Source organism: Paraburkholderia sp. GAS334, assembly GCF_050436625.1.
Classification (GTDB): domain Bacteria; phylum Pseudomonadota; class Gammaproteobacteria; order Burkholderiales; family Burkholderiaceae; genus Paraburkholderia.
On record NZ_JBNDMO010000005.1, the window covers coordinates 103,861 to 118,004 of the forward strand.

A 14,144-nucleotide genomic window follows, 5' to 3' on the forward strand; every position below is an offset into this window, starting at 1 on the left:
AGACCATGGACCACACCGATCCTGCCCATCGGCCCGACGCCGCGCACGGCCAGCAGCATCCGATCGGCATCTACCTGAAGATCTGGGGCCTGCTGTTCGTACTGAGCACGATGTCGTACATGGTGGATTACTTCCACGTGCAGGGCCTGCTGCGCTGGGCGCTGATCGTCGTGCTCATGATCGCCAAGGCCGGGCTGATCGTGTCGATTTTCATGCACATGATGTGGGAGCGGCTGGCGCTGGTGTACGCCATCCTGATACCGCCCCTGTGCCTGCTGGTGCTGCTGGTGCTGATGGCTGCCGAAGCGCATCACACCTTCGGCATGCGGGAACTCTTCTTCCACTGACCCCTGCGCCGACCGTTCCTCAGGCGACGGCCGTTGCGTCCAGCGCCTGGGTGAAATCAGTCGGCAGGTCGGCTTCGTCTTCAATGCCGACCGAGACGCGCATCAGCGAATCGGCAATGCCCATCGACGCGCGACGCTCGGGGCCTATTTCCCAGTTGTTGTGGCGCCCGTCAGAGCGCCAGCCGCTTACTACCGATAGATTTCGACTCATGCCGATTAACGCCTGGCCGCGCTCATGGAGAGCTTCTTCGGCACACTGAAGTCCGAGTTCTTCCGGCTCAACCGCTTCGCCAATATCGAGCAGTTGCAGGCCGGACTGCGCCGCTACATCCACTACTACAATTACGAGCGCAGCAGGCTCAAACTAAACGGGCTGAGTCCTGTGCAATTCAGGACCCAGCCCGTGGCCGCGTAGCTTTTAACTGTCCAACTTTGAGGTGTCAGTTCACAAATGCCGAGCCGTTTTTGTTTCCGTGCTCGCTGAAAATCTCAGCGAAAAACACCTTCAAATCAGGCGTGCTTCTCACTGGATTCGTTGAGCGGCACAGGCTGCTTGAGCGGATCGAAGTCGGCCCACCGCCCTTGTTGCCAGCGGCCGGTTGCGCGTTCGATCGCCGCGCCTCCCGCATCGCGCAGCACCCGTGCGGCGTCCGACTGGCTGTCCGGCGACACGTGTACGGCCACCAGCACGCCGGAATCACGGGTTTCCTCGTTGCTGGCTTCAAGCGTGCGCATCATCGCGCCGACCAATGAACCGACATATGCACTCACCCCGGCCGCGACCAGCGACATGATAAGCGGCGCCGAAAACGCCGCGAAGATCCCGACGCCGACCACGGCGCCAACCGCTGCGCCAATCGCGACGCCTATCTCGGCACCCTTCGGCGCCTCCCTCGCGTTTGCGTCGCTGCTGGTATCGCCGCCGGGCCGAAAACGTGCGTGCTGGCCGGGCGGATTGACGAAAAACAGTGTGACGTCCTCCTCGACGAAACCGGCATTGAAGAGCCGTTGCGCCGCGTCTTCAGCGGCGGGGAATGTCGTAAAGCGTGCTGCGACGATGAGTGACATGTGGCCTCCTTCTATCGTTGACTAGCGGTTGCAGACTATGCGGCCCCACCTCACCCGCGCCGAGGCACAGGTGCATGCGGTGGCACGCGCCGGGACTATGCCGTGGTGCCGCGACCGGGTTCCATGCCGTCCACTCTGAGCAGTCCGCTATGTAACACTACGCCTTTGCCGCCGTTCTGGTCGATCGCTTCCGCGCAAACCGAACGGATACGATTGCGGTCGCGCTCGGCGGGCCACGTCAGCAGTCTGCGGTTTCGCTGAAGGCAGCCGGATACGGGGCTTGGGGCGCTACGTTCTGCGTCTCCGATAGAAGTAAGATGGCGGTTGCCGGTCACGTCAGCATAGGAGGAAATCATGCCCTCAGACCCGACCACACGACCGATTCACCGGCCCGGGCTTCCGGACCACCCCGTCCACGGCGTTACGCCAGGCACCAGGTCGCCGGCGCCGAAAGCCACGCCGGGCACTCCGGGTGACGTTCCGTCGTCGCCAGAACGAAGATCATCCGTCGGGGTGGCGATAGCCATGCGGCGCTATCAGTCTCGCGGGCTGGAGGACTAGAATGAATTATCCTAATCAATCGGGAGAGAAATTGTGCAACTTCACATGGATTCCCATCATTTCACACACGGCCAGCCCGACTGGCGGGCAGCCGTGCTGGCAGGCGTCATCGCGGGCGCTGTGTTCCTGGCGTTAGGGGTTATCCTGATGGCACTGACGACGGGCGAAAGTCTGCTGGAGCCCCCACGCATGGTCGCCGCGATCATTCTGGGACGAGGCGCATTGCAATCGCCGCAAGCATTCTCAATTGGCATCGTGCTCGCGGCCTTTATGGTGCATTTTGCCCTTGCCATCGTATTTGCGCTTATCCTCGGTCTGATCATGACGTCATTCAACCTTGACTCGAGCATGGGGATGGCTTCACTGGCGGGTGGCGCTTTCGCTGCAGCCGTTTACCTGATTAATTTCTACGGCATGACACAGTTTTTTCCGTGGTTCGCAGAAGCGCGCAACGGGGCCAGCCTGTTCGTTCACCTCGTCTTCGGTATCGTGGCGGCGAACCTGTACATGAGACTGGAGCGCAACACATCCCGCAGGGTCAAGGCGGACGCGGGCGGCCCGTCGTAGATAACCAGAATAGGCCAGCACACCATCACCCATGTACTGGGCAATGAAGCCACCGGCCTTGGTAATGATATCCGCGCAACCCCGGTAATAGGCGCCGAGGATCTTCCGCATGTCTTCCGGATCGAGCCGCTTCGAGAGGGCAGTCGAGCCGACGAGATCGCAAAACATGACGGTGAGCTGGCGTCGGTCCGCGTCATCACGTGGTACGGGCGCGGCTGAGATTGGAAATATTGCAACGGCGCTGTCGCCAGGTTGGGCGATAGCGCGCAGCATTTTGCGGCGATGCCCAAGCAAGACGCCAAGATCCTTGAGATCCTGGTCCGTGAGATCGCGAAGGACCGAGCGATCGATACCATTCTCGGCAAAGAGCTGGGCATACTCGGACAAGCCGAGTGATGCTAACCACTCTGCAATGCTCTCCACCGCTTATCTCCTGAAGGCGGCTGTCTCATGCAATGGTAGGAAAAATATTTGTTCCGCGCTTCTCGACAATCAGCGCGGCGGCCGGCTGCAACCAGAAGTGGTTGATTCTATTCGTTGTGCGGTGCGGCTAACGTACGATTTATTCCGCTTCCTGACGGCACCCGAACCTGACTGTGAGATTGTTGCTTGCCCGTGGATCCGGGTCCAAACCTGCGTGTCAGATCTTCCCGCGGAGGCTGAGGCGCGGGACGTCTGTTATCTGACCGGAACGGTCCTCTGAATGGCGGTGTAAGGACGAGGGCGAACGGCTGCAGTTGGCCGAACTCGGAAGCCCCCTCAAGCGATGACCCTTGCTTTCGCCTCCGTCGAACCGGGTGCAGTAGACGCGAGAACAGAGCCCCAAAAAGTAGCTTAGCTCTGGATGTTTTCCTCGCAATCTTCCCAGTACCGCAGCGGGTCGCGATGTTGTGGATAGTGCAAGTTGAGCCACGCCGACAGCCTGCTCCAATCTGGATGGTTCGTACCAGTCTGGGCAGACCAGATCGACGACCTCTCAAGAATTTGACCATTCACGCGATCACGGACAAGCAAGCTGCCTAGTCCGCTTGAACTGTTCGCCTGTGATTCAACCAGATACCGCGGCAGAATCCTGAGCTCAGCATCCTCGGCCCACCCGTATAAGGCGCGGACCACGCCGGAGGGATCTCGCAGCTCTATGGGTCCGCTTTCCGGGCGAACGGCTGTCCATCCTTCAGGAAACTCAGTAACAACCTCGGTTTTGCCTTCCCTCACCCACTTCACGCGCCATGCCCTCGCCATCGACTCGCGCATGCGAGATACCGACTCGTAGCCAGCAGGCAACTCGATCGCCATCGGAAGAGTAATGAGGTTGTCTTTCCAGAGTCTGGTTTCGTCGTCAACGCGCTCGACCACGTCGAACACCCCTGCTTCGAATGGGTTCTCCGGCCGGCTCGATACTCTCACGTTCCCGTGAGGCAGTCCCTCGAAAAGGCGCTCGGCATCATGACGGGTAAGTTTCGTCTTTCCTTTCTTCATTGGTTTCTCTGCGCCTCGCGGATTCAAGAAAATAGCGGCAAGGATTCGACAACCATTTCGCGTCGACGTCGCGAAGGTGCCCGCCGACTGGTCCGCGCAGCAGCTTTATCGCTGGCCGCGCCGAGTGATCGGTTCAACTCCGACAGTGCCCGGCAGACAGACGTGCGAGGAGGTGTCACCTTTAAGGCCACTTCGAGCTGGTCGAGCAGTGCCGGCAGATTCGTTTCCGTTGTCCTGGAATGTGCAAAGTTCCTTGTTTGCATAAGGCCGCCCTCCCTGTTCTGCCGTTCCCATCAGCATGGCGTCACTGCAAGTCTTCAAGATCGAGCAACATTTGATCCGTCGTGTTCGCGCGATGGGTTTCCACGGATACGATTTGCGTCTGCGGCGCCATTTTCAGCACATCGAGATGGAAAACGACTCCCACGCCAATCCTGACAATGTCCGCAGTCGAGGGCGGCAGGTCACCGCCGTTCCCGGCGCTGGCCTGTTTTTCTTGCGCCTTCGCAACCGGCGTGTTCAAGCGGCATTCGCCAACATTGAGCGACGGCAGCCGGCCGCCGCACACTGGCACGCGTATTGGCTTCGAACGCCCTCGTCCAGAGGATCGTCTACCGAGAGCAGGTATTCGATGAACAGTTCTTCTCCTGCCCGGATTGGCCGGAGCGTATAAATGTAGATGCGGCCGGCGTCTTCGATTGTCTCGCAATTAGGCGCGCACGCGTGGTTGAGCCATCGTGCGCTATTGCCGCCGCGGCTGCCGTCGATCACGCGTCCATCCGACAGCCCGAAAAGGAACGTGTGCCCCTCGATCCCATCGCGCCGGTGGCGGCGCACGGCTTCCCGCCAGCTTGTTAACTCACCCTTGTATTCGAACACGCGCTCACCCGCCCCGAGCGATCGCATCGCAAACACACCCTTGCCATGAATTGACGAACGCCGGACGATCACGCGCCGCATACTGTTTCCTTCACTGATATCCGCACCAGTATAGACGCGGCCAATTTCTGCATCCACTGCTCCGTGATGTGCAAGTCGTAGCCAGGCCAACGGTTCCGCTCGAGACGATGAGGTTGGCGAGGTCAGGTGTCGCGATCACCAGGGACCGTTCTGATGATCGTTGCCGCTCACTCTGGTAAGGGAACCCGACAAGGCATTTACCCGTCGCGCTAAAGCTTAGCTTCGGTTTCAGGCCGCCGTGCGAAGGCACCTGGAGTCAAAACAGCTGCACGCCGAGTTCGCGCAGGCTGTCCCACTTCACGGTGCTAACGAATGCTGGCGAGCATCCCATGTGGGTGTCCAAGCAAATGGGGCACACCGACCAGACGATGATCGCGAGAGTATATGGACGATGGATGCCCGAAGCAGACCGCGGAGCCGGCTCGCGCGCCGTCGCCATGTTCTCACCGACAAAAGTGGCATGAGAGCGTCATTCCAATGAGGAAATTCGGGGGAACCGGGGGAACGATTTGCATCGGAGTGAGTTCTCGTTTGCCCGCAAACCCTAATAAAATCAAGGGCGGAAGGCAGAAGACCGCAACAACTGCCCGGAAAGCCCCGCTAGATTTGGCTCCTGCATTCCTGGAGGGTGGCTATCCATACTCCTACCCATATTGCGAAAGTGCATGCCGCGGCGGCTTACCGTCATGGCACCCGGCCCCTCCCATCGCTCCTGCGTAGTAGCCTCCCCAGTCGGTCGAACGACGAGCACGGATCGAATGCCACTTATCGCCAACAGGCGCAGAACGGTCATCTACCGACGGCGTCCAACGCTGCGGCATGGAGGTTCGAACTTCGGCTTCACCCAGACAACGGATCTTCGTGCTCGAATCATGTCCGCCAGGTTGTCACCAATGACGCGACGGTCAAGTGTGGCACCGAAACGCCCGTTGCCAAAGTAGGCGAAACGTTCGAGCGACCGAGCCGACCGGCGCATTCTCGCGTCACCCCGGAGGGGCCTGGCCAATCGAGATATACCGCCCCTTTCGCGAAGTCACGACTCGTCCTCTTTGCCGCCTTGTAGACGTCGCCGGTCCTCGAGTTCTTGCCGCGAACGCTGCAACGCATCGGCAATCAGTTGCTCGTCAGGCAGCACCGTCTGGTACTCTGCTGCCAGAACCTTATTGGGCAGATTGTCGAGGGCGTAGTGTGCCTCGGCCGCCCCCTTCTCTGCGCACAGGATGAGACCCACGGGCGGATTCTCGCCAGGCATCATCCAATGCTCCCTGGCGTAATTGAGGTAGAGATGCATTTGCCCGGCATCGGCGTAGCCGAAGCGCCCAGCCTTCAAATCGATAATGATCAGGCAGCGAAGACGGCGGTGGAAGAAGACGAGATCCACGCGAAACCATGTGTCATCGATGCGCAATCGCCGCTGACGACCAATGAAGGCGAACTCATCGCCCAGTTCCAGGAGGAAGTCCGCCAGACGCTGAATCAGCGCGTCTTCCAGGTCGCTTTCAGAGTACTCGTCCTTAAGGGCTAGGAACTCGAGGACGAAGGGATCCTTGATCGCCGCCTCCGGAGTCACCAGGTCAGGAGGCTCCGCGAATTCGGCCGTCTTTAGCATTGCCGCCTTGTTCTTTGACACCGCGATCCGCTCGTAGAACTGGCTTTCGATCTGCCGGTCGAGTTGTCGCACGGACCAGCCACACCGCAAAGCCTCGGTCTGGTAGAAGGCGCGAGCGCCTGGATCCCTGACAGAGTCGTACATAAGCTGACCACGGAAGTGGGAAGCATGCGGCGAGCTTCGCGAGATCCAGGATTTGGAGGTGACTCGTCTGCGTCGGTGATTTTTCAGACACCGTCTGAAGTTTGTCCACGTCTCGCGATTTTTCAGACGGTGTCTGAAAAATCGCCTCCGGAGGCCACGTGAGGTAAAAACGCCGCATCTGGCTGAGATTGACGGCCCCAAAACCCCGACCAAAGCGGCGTCCCAGATCAACGGCCAGGCGCTTGATCAGGGCTTCCCCGTACTCGGCCCGCCCCTCACCGGCCTGCTCAAACTCGATGATACGTCGGCCCACCAGCCAGTATGCGGCAGTCATGACCGCATTGACGTGGCGCACGGCGGCTTGGCGCGCGGACTCGACAACGCCAATAATATCGGCTTGAATCCCGGCATAGGTCGCTGGCGCGATGTCGAAGTTCTTCATGGAATACTCACCCCATCACTAGCTGCTTGCCAGCGGTGTGTCCCGCCGACGCATCTTCGGTCTGCGGCGTTTGACCCATATTTCCAGCAGAAATTCTGCGAGGCGGAACCAGCATCCGCAACACGTCGCCTCCCTCGAACCCGCACAATATCCAGAGTCCGTGAGCATCGACGAGAAAGAGGGTGTGAGAAAGTTTGGGGCCATTCGGGCGGAAGGCAGCAGGAGTCGAACCTACCAGAGAGTGTCTGACACCCCCAACTGGGTTTGAAGCCCAGCCGCACCACCGGATACGGATGCCTTCCTTCGGTGAGAAATCACAAGCCGCGCAACAGAACGGTCAAACCACATCCAGCAGACGGCTATCGATACGCAACAGGTGGACGTCGCGGTGGAAGCGAGTATATCCAACGCGATCGAAGAACTCCAGAATCTGGATCGATCGCTTGCGCCCAAGGCCCGTCAAGTCACGGAATACCGATGCGCTCACTGCACCATCGTGCTGCTGCGCCAGGTCGCTCACCGCGCGCGCCATCTCACGGACCACGTCACGGTGATAAAACAGATCGCGCACGACCTGATGCACATCGCCCTGTCGTGCGAGTTTTCGCATCAGGAGCCGCACGCGCTCTTCGGGCTCGCCTAGCTGACCTGCAAGATCGCGCACCCATGGCGGATCGAAGCGTCCCTGCGCGACAAGCGGCAAGAGTGAACGGGCGAGCGCTTCTTCGGCCGCGTCGAGCGTCACCGCATGATCCGGCAGATGCAGCCACGGCCCGCTCTTCGCGATCGCACCGTCCGCGATCATGGCGTCGATCAGTGCGCTCCATATTGCATCGGGCCACAGCGGCGCCGCTATTCGCCGCAGACGTGCCGCGTCAGGCCCTTGCTCGTCGGGCGAGCGCGCATGGAAATTCGACAATGCCTCGATCGTTCGCTGCTGCATGCTGCCAAAATGATGACGCATGACGATGAACGCATCGTCGGCGGTCTTGCCGTGCAGCGGAATTTCGATTGCATCGACAGGCAAGCGAAGCGCCTGTGATGGCATGCCCGTGAGGTGCATCAGCATCGAGCGCAACATGCCGCGCGGCGACTGCGTCAGCAGCGGTTCGAGACGTGTTTCGTCGAGCCATGTCGTCAGCGCGTCGAGCCACGCGCGCCGCTCCGGCGTGCGTCGTTTGCGCTCGGGACCGAACGGATCGAGAACCCGACCGCCGCCGACAGTGCGCGTCGCCTGCGCATTGCGCACGATGAAGCGATCGCCGGGCAACGCGCTTATTGGCGTATCGAACACGAGTTGCACGCGTGCCTGATTGCCCGTCGCCAGCGCATCGCCTTCGAGTAGCGCGACATGTGCGACGTGATGCGTCGTTCCCAGGTGCACGTGCAACGGTGCCCAGTGTTGCAAAGTCATACCTGCGTCCGGCAGCAACGTCAGCTCGACATCGAGCCGTTCCGATGGCGTAGCAAGACGCGCATCCACGATCCAGTCACCACGGGAAATGGCTTCCTTGTCGATACCGGCAAGATTTAAAGCGCAACGTTGGCCCGCACGCCCAACGTCCGCCGCGCGGTTCTGCGCGTGAATGCTACGCACGCGCACGGAAACGCCCGCAGGCGCGAGCGTCATCGTTTCACCGGTTGCGACCTGACCCGCGAAAACGGTGCCCGTTACGATCGTGCCCTGCCCCGCGAGCGTGAATACACGATCGACAGCGAGACGGAACAGACCATCGTCGCGACGCGCGTTCCACGCCATCGCGGCCGATCGAAGATATGCATTCAATGCGGCGACACCAGCGTCGTCCGCATACATCGCATTCGTTTCAAAGATGGGCGCGTCGACGAATGAAGTTGCCGCGAGAAAAACAGCGATTTCATTGCGCACTTCGACAAGCCGCGCTGCGTCGACGCGATCGGTCTTCGTGAGAGCGATCGCGCCACGTGTGACGCCAAGCAGCTGGAGAATCGCGAGATGTTCACGCGTCTGCGGCATGACGCCGTCATCGGCGGCGATCACGAGCAACGCGAAGTCGATGCCGCATGCACCCGCGGTCATCGTGTGAACGAGCTTCTCATGACCGGGTACGTCGATCAGACCGAGGACGTCGCCATTGTCGAGCGGCGTGTACGCGTAGCCGAGTTCGATCGAAATGCCGCGCGCTTTCTCCTCCTTCAGGCGGTCGGTTTCGACGCCGGTCAGCGCGCGCACCAGCGTCGTCTTGCCATGATCGATATGGCCGGCGGTGCCAACGATCATGCGCGCAGCTCCACGCATTGCGCAATGAAGCGCGCTTCATCATCGGCTTCGAGACAACGCAGATCGAGTCGAAGCGCGTCGTCCGCGATACGGCCGATGACCGGACGCGGTAATTCACGCAGTGCCTTCTCCAGCTTCAGCAGCGCGCTGCCGCTACGTTTGCCGGATGCATTGCGCACGACAAGCCCGTAACTCGGCAACTGGTCGACCGGCAATGCACCGCTGCCGATCTGGCTGGACATGGGCTCGGCAGCGACGCTATACCGCTCGCCTAGCGCCTGCTGCAAGGCAGGCATCACACGTTTAGCGGTGGCGTGAATCTCCGCTGCAGGACGCGTGAGCAGACGCAGCGTCGTCAGACGTTCACGCAAAAATTCCGGCGATTGATAGAGACGCAGTACCGGTTCAAGTGCGGCCAACGTCAGCTTGCCGACGCGTAGCGCACGCTTGAGCGGATGCTTCTTGATCTTCGCAATCAGGTCCTTGCGTCCGACGATGAGCCCCGCCTGCGGCCCACCAAGCAACTTGTCGCCGCTGAAGGTAACGAGATCAGCGCCGGCGGCGATCGTTTCGCGCACGGTCGGCTCGCTGGGTAATCCCCATTGCGTGAGGTCCACGAGCGTCCCGCTGCCGAGATCGACCGCAACCGGCAAGCTGTGCGCGCGGGCGAGCGGCGCAAGTTCATCGAGCTCGACCGATCTGGTGAAGCCGCTGATCGCGTAGTTGCTGCAATGGACTTTCATCAGCATCGCCGTCCGCGCGCTGATCGCTTCCTCGTAATCCTTCAGATGCGTGCGATTGGTCGTGCCGACTTCGCGCAGCCGCGCGCCGGCACGGCTCATGATGTCGGGAATGCGAAACGCGCCGCCAATCTCGACGAGTTCGCCGCGTGACACGATGACCTCTTTCTTCGACGCCAGCGCGGATAGCGTCAACAGCACGGCTGCGGCATTGTTGTTGACGACGGTCGCGGCTTCGGCGCCGGTGAGCTCGCAGATGAGCGCATCGATCAGGTCATCGCGATCGCCACGCTGCCCTGTCGCGAGGTCGAACTCGAGATTGACGGGATGCGTCAGCGCGTCGACCACGGCGCGCACGGCTTCGTCGGGCAACAGTGCGCGACCGAGATTCGTGTGAAGCACTGTGCCTGTGAGATTGAACACGGCGTGAACCCGGCTTTGCGCGCGTTGTGCGAGCAGGCGGGCGACGTCGGTGGCGATGCGGGCTTCGTCGAGCGCTGCAGCGGAGGTGTTCGCCGTGCCCGCCTGTAAGTGGGTTCTGAAGTCGTCGAGGGTCGCGCGCACGGCGGCGAGCACCTGCGTGCGGCCGTATTCATCGATCGACGGCTGCATGGCCGCCGACGACATCACGCGCTCGACCGGAGGCACGCGCGCCAGCAGCGCATTCAATTCGTTACCCGACACTTCGCTCACTCGAAGTTCTCCGCTTACGCCTCGGACGGCAGTTCAGGCCATAGTAGCGGATTTGGCGCGCTGCGCTGATAACCGGCGTCGTTCATCAGCAGATCGAGCATGAGGCTGGCGAGATCGTCGGCGAGCGGTTCGATGTCGTAGTCCTTCTCCTGATAGCCGATCTTGCGATACGTGTGGCATTCGTCGCACGATTCCGCCTTGAGCGCCTCGTTGCCACCTTCAATGCCGTGATACGCGATGCCTTTGGTCGAATCGCAATTCGAGCATTTTGCGCGGACCATGTGCCATTCGTTCGCACACAGGCCGCATTGCAGATAGCGATAGCCCTGATACTGTCCGCCAACGCGCACAATGCTTGCGACCGGCAGCGAACCGCAGACGGGGCAGACGCCTGGGGCGTCGACATACGGAATATCGCGTTGATCAAGACGGCTTGCGAGGTCTGTCCACACGACCTGCAGCGCAGCCATGATGAACGGCGCGGCGGCGGGTTCGATTTCGTTGTAGCGGTACGCGAGGATGGCGTCGGCTTGCGCGTCGAGATCCGGTCTTGTTTTTGCCCGCAGCGCGTCGAGGACTTTCGCGAGAGGCGGTGTGATGGCGCCCGCAGCTTCTACGCTGTCGAGCAGGCGGTAGAGGATGCCATGCCATGCCTGGCTTGATGCTTGCGCGGGGATCAGCGGCATGGAGTGTTCCTGTGCCTGTTTGATCGTCGCTTCCGATGGCATCGGGGTTTCGGCTTTTTCTACGAGCTTTTGCTGGGCGTCTGCCAGCGTTGCCATCAGTCTGACGTAACCGCCGATCGGGTTTGTGTCGGCGAGTTTGCGCATGCGCGCGGCTCTTGCCGCGAACGTCGTGGCCCGTTCGGGCAGGCGGTTTCGTGGGATCGATGTGTGGTCCAGTGATTCGATCTGGCCTGGGTCTAGTATGCGTTGCACCATGGTTTGCTTCCATTTCATTTCAGCTGTTTCTGGAGTTCGTTTTTTTTTGCTGCGCTGCTCTGGATGGGGTTGGTTTTTGCTTTCCGGTGGTTGGGGCTTTGCCTTGCCTTGTTGGCCTTTCCTTGTATTCATGTCGGTCTATTGGCGTCGCCCCTGTGCGGGGCGGCACCTACTTTTCTTTGTCCCCCAAGGGGACTTCCTTCGGGGCGTCCTTGCCAAAGAAAAGTAGGCAAAAGAAAGGCGCCGAAAACTCCGCTCTTCCGGGCTGTGTGACACGCCGGGAACGGCACCCCATGAGATGTCGCCATCGCATTTCACCCGGCATCGGCCCGCGCACGATCGGATTCCTCGCGCAGCACACCTCGTGACAAAGGGCTCATCCACCCCACTCCGCACTACGTGCGTCGCCGCCCAGCAATAATCTTCGTCCCGGCCGCGGTCATCTAGCGCTAACCCAACCGCCCGCGTCCCGCTATCGCCTACCCCCTCCGCGGCGCACGCAGTGCGGAGTGGGGTGGATGAGCCCTTTGTCACGGGCGGTACTGTGCGGGAGACGCTCTCGTGCGCGGACCTATATCGTTTCTGTGCGGGGGCGACACTTCATGGGTTGCCATTCCCCGGCAGCGACACAATCTGGAGCTATCGAGTTTTCGGCGCCTTTCTTTTGCCTACTTTTCTTTGGCAAGGACAAAGAAAAGTAGGTGCCGCCCCGCACAGGGGCGACGCTAATAGACCGACATGAACTCAAGGAAAGGCCAACAAACCAAAAACCAACCCAAAACCAAACCCTTACTTAACACTCTCCCGAAACCACCGCGGATGATGCTTCCGCGCCCACCCATAGGTAACGGTCCCCCTCACCATTGCACCGATAGACCCTTTGATCCAAAGCGCAGCGTAGATATGCACAACAATCCCACAGATAAGAACAAACGCAGCAACAGCATGAACAACCGCCGCAAGGCGAATCACATCGACAGGAAAGTAGAAAGAAAAATACCGTCTCCAGATCACAATCCCGCTGCAAAGCAGCAAAACAAGACACGCGACCATGACGAAGAACAAAAGCTTCTGCCCGGCGTTATATCGCCCAATCTCGGGCAACCGATCCTCCCGATTGGCAAGCACATCATCGATCTGCTTAAGCCACTGAACATCGCTGCGATCCAGGTAGTTGTGATGCCAGAACCTCAAGACCAGAACAAGGAACGACAAAAACATCACAATACCCACAAACGGATGCAGAATCCGCGTCCACTGCCCTCCGCCAAAGAGCGCCGACATCCAGAACATCGAAGGATGAAACATCGACAGCCCGGAAAGCGCGAGCAATACAAACGTGATCGCCGTAATCCAGTGGTTCGTGCGCTCATTCGGCGTGTAACGCACAATCAACCCAGGTTCGTCATGTCTCATCTGCGCGCTCCCTGATCCGGCGCGCCTCGTCATGAGCGGCCAGTTCTTCCTCTTCCGTCACTTCGTTCGGACCAACCCTCGTGTAGTGGAAGAATCCCGCCAGCGCGGTCAACGCAATACCCGCCACCGCCAGCGGCTTCGCAATCCCCTTCCACAACTGCACCATCGGGCTGATCTTCGGATTGTCCGGCAACCCGTGATACAGCGACGGCTTGTCCGCGTGATGCAGCACATACATCACATGCGTGCCGCCGACGCCCGCCGGATCGTACAGCCCGGCATGCTCGAAACCGCGCTCCTTCAGGTCGACAATCCGCTCGGCCGCGTGCTGCTTCATGTCGTCCTTGGTACCGAACACGATCGCGCCAGTCGGACAGGTCTTCACGCACGCTGGCTCCTGGCCGGCCGCGACACGATCCGAACACAGCGTGCATTTGTACACACGATGATCCCGCTTCGAAATGCGCGGAATGTTGAATGGACAGCCGGCGATGCAATAGCCACAGCCGATGCAGTTTTCCTCATGGAAATCGACGATGCCGTTCGTGTACTGGACGATCGCGCCCGGCGAAGGGCACGCCTTCAGGCAGCCGGGATCTTCGCAATGCATGCAGCCGTCCTTGCGGATCAGCCATTCGAGGTTGCCATCCGGATTCTCGTATTCGGCGAATCGCATCACCGTCCACGAGTGCTCGCTCAGGTCGGGCGGGTTATCGTAGACGCCGACGTTCGTGCCGATTTCGTCGCGCAGGTCGTTCCACTCCATGCATGCCGTCTGACATGCCTTGCAGCCGATGCACTTGGTGACGTCGATCAGCTTCGCGACGCTGCCCGTAGCCGGCTCGCGCACTGACGGCGGCTGCACCGTGGTGGCCGACACGCGCCTGATATCGAGCGATTGCAGTGCCATCGTGTTC

General features: G+C 60.4%; 11 protein-coding genes, 1 tRNA gene and 5 pseudogenes. 3 read left to right on the forward strand and 14 right to left on the reverse strand.

Going from position 1 to position 14,144, the window contains the following annotated elements:
* Nucleotides 1-5 precede the first annotated feature (5 nt).
* Entirely contained in the window at nt 6-347 is a 342-nt protein-coding gene (locus tag P3T21_RS11310; RefSeq protein ID WP_172167237.1) for a cytochrome C oxidase subunit IV family protein, read from the forward strand.
* A gap of 19 nt (nt 348-366) precedes the next feature.
* Here P3T21_RS11310 and P3T21_RS11315 read toward each other — a convergent pair.
* Nucleotides 367-501: pseudogene (locus P3T21_RS11315) on the reverse strand (PLP-dependent transferase); the annotation flags it as partial.
* Between the two features lie 75 nt (nt 502-576).
* Between P3T21_RS11315 and P3T21_RS11320 the strand changes: the two are divergent.
* A pseudogene (locus P3T21_RS11320) lies at nt 577-762 on the forward strand (IS3 family transposase); the annotation flags it as partial.
* Between the two features lie 95 nt (nt 763-857).
* Here the strand turns inward: P3T21_RS11320 and P3T21_RS11325 are convergent.
* Together P3T21_RS11325 and P3T21_RS11330 are read right to left on the reverse strand one after the other, a co-directional pair.
* A complete protein-coding gene (locus P3T21_RS11325; RefSeq protein WP_429256022.1) occupies nt 858-1,415 on the reverse strand; it encodes a hypothetical protein in 558 nt (185 codons plus the stop codon).
* Nucleotides 1,416-1,510: 95 nt separating this feature from the next.
* Nucleotides 1,511-1,642, reverse strand: a pseudogene (locus P3T21_RS11330) (DUF1488 domain-containing protein); the annotation flags it as partial.
* Nucleotides 1,643-2,021: 379 nt separating this feature from the next.
* Here P3T21_RS11330 and P3T21_RS11335 point away from each other — a divergent pair.
* Entirely contained in the window at nt 2,022-2,543 is a 522-nt protein-coding gene (locus P3T21_RS11335; RefSeq protein ID WP_429256023.1) for a hypothetical protein, read from the forward strand.
* 315 nt (nt 2,544-2,858) lie between these two features.
* Here P3T21_RS11335 and P3T21_RS11340 read toward each other — a convergent pair.
* From P3T21_RS11340 to fdxH, 11 genes and pseudogenes are all read right to left on the reverse strand, one after another.
* Nucleotides 2,859-2,966: pseudogene (locus tag P3T21_RS11340) on the reverse strand (SAM domain-containing protein); the annotation flags it as partial.
* A gap of 411 nt (nt 2,967-3,377) precedes the next feature.
* Nucleotides 3,378-4,022, reverse strand: coding sequence for a hypothetical protein (locus P3T21_RS11345; protein WP_429256024.1), 645 nt, complete (start codon nt 4,020-4,022; stop codon nt 3,378-3,380).
* A gap of 304 nt (nt 4,023-4,326) precedes the next feature.
* Nucleotides 4,327-4,545, reverse strand: a complete 219-nt coding sequence (locus P3T21_RS11350; protein WP_429256025.1) for a hypothetical protein — start codon at nt 4,543-4,545, stop codon at nt 4,327-4,329.
* Nucleotides 4,542-4,982 (reverse strand): SET domain-containing protein, encoded by a 441-nt coding sequence (locus tag P3T21_RS11355; RefSeq protein WP_429256310.1) that lies wholly within the window; start codon nt 4,980-4,982, stop codon nt 4,542-4,544. The genes P3T21_RS11350 and P3T21_RS11355 overlap by 4 nt, the downstream gene beginning before the upstream one ends.
* A gap of 1,033 nt (nt 4,983-6,015) precedes the next feature.
* Nucleotides 6,016-7,177, reverse strand: a pseudogene (locus P3T21_RS11360) (PDDEXK nuclease domain-containing protein).
* Between the two features lie 209 nt (nt 7,178-7,386).
* A tRNA-Sec gene (locus tag P3T21_RS11365) sits at nt 7,387-7,479 on the reverse strand.
* Nucleotides 7,480-7,514: 35 nt separating this feature from the next.
* Nucleotides 7,515-9,437, reverse strand: coding sequence for a selenocysteine-specific translation elongation factor (gene selB / locus P3T21_RS11370; RefSeq protein ID WP_429256026.1), 1,923 nt, complete (start codon nt 9,435-9,437; stop codon nt 7,515-7,517).
* Complete coding sequence (gene selA / locus P3T21_RS11375; protein WP_429256027.1) at nt 9,434-10,870, reverse strand: L-seryl-tRNA(Sec) selenium transferase; 1,437 nt, start codon at nt 10,868-10,870, stop codon at nt 9,434-9,436. The genes selB and selA overlap by 4 nt, the downstream gene beginning before the upstream one ends.
* A 14-nt stretch (nt 10,871-10,884) precedes the next feature.
* Nucleotides 10,885-11,811 carry a formate dehydrogenase accessory protein FdhE gene (gene fdhE, locus P3T21_RS11380; protein ID WP_429256028.1) on the reverse strand — a complete coding sequence of 309 codons (927 nt, stop codon included), beginning with the start codon at nt 11,809-11,811 and terminating at the stop codon, nt 10,885-10,887.
* Between the two features lie 789 nt (nt 11,812-12,600).
* The gene (locus P3T21_RS11385) at nt 12,601-13,227 is read right to left on the reverse strand and encodes a formate dehydrogenase subunit gamma (protein WP_429256029.1); all 627 of its coding nucleotides are present in this window, start codon (nt 13,225-13,227) and stop codon (nt 12,601-12,603) included.
* Nucleotides 13,217-14,137 carry a formate dehydrogenase subunit beta gene (gene fdxH / locus P3T21_RS11390; protein ID WP_429256030.1) on the reverse strand — a complete coding sequence of 307 codons (921 nt, stop codon included), beginning with the start codon at nt 14,135-14,137 and terminating at the stop codon, nt 13,217-13,219. The genes P3T21_RS11385 and fdxH overlap by 11 nt, the downstream gene beginning before the upstream one ends.
* Between the last annotated feature and the right edge of the window lie 7 nt (nt 14,138-14,144).